1 rRNA gene is annotated in these 700 nt (G+C 56.7%); it reads left to right on the forward strand.

Annotated elements, in window-relative coordinates:
- Positions 1–700 (forward strand): 23S ribosomal RNA (locus ACBJ59_RS62830); the annotation flags it as partial.

The raw sequence follows: 700 nt of genomic DNA on the forward strand, positions 1-700 counted from the left end.
GCAGAGACAACCAGGAGGTTGGCTTAGAAGCAGCCACCCTTGAAAGAGTGCGTAATAGCTCACTGGTCAAGTGATTCCGCGCCGACAATGTAGCGGGGCTCAAGTACACCGCCGAAGTCGTGGCATTGATCTCCTTGGGGGGTTGATGGGTAGGGGAGCGTCGTGCAGCCGGCGAAGCAGCAGAGTGATCTAGTTGTGGAGGCTGTGCGAGTGAGAATGCAGGCATGAGTAGCGAATCGAGGGTGAGAAACCCTCGCGCCGGATGACCAAGGGTTCCTGGGCCAGGCTAATCCGCCCAGGGTAAGTCGGGACCTAAGGCGAGGCCGACAGGCGTAGTCGATGGACAACGGGTTGATATTCCCGTACCCGCTTCAATGCGCCCATACTGAACCTCGTGATGCTAAGAGTCCTTAAGTCAGTTGCCTCTTCGGAGGCGATGTTAGGCCGAACGCTCGGTCCGATCGGGTAGTAGGTAAGCGATGGGGTGACGCAGGAAGGTAGTCCAGCCCAGGCGATGGTTGTCCTGGGGTAAGCATGTAGGGAGTGAGGTAGGCAAATCCGCCTCGCATTAATCCTGAGATGTGATGCCGAGCCGATTGTGGTGAAGTGGATGATCCTATGCTGCCGAGAAAAGCCTCTAGTGAGTGTTGTGGCGGCCCGTACCCTAAACCGACTCAGGTGGTCAGGTAGAGAATACTAA

This window comes from Nonomuraea sp. MTCD27 (assembly GCF_041950495.1).
Classification (GTDB): domain Bacteria; phylum Actinomycetota; class Actinomycetes; order Streptosporangiales; family Streptosporangiaceae; genus Nonomuraea.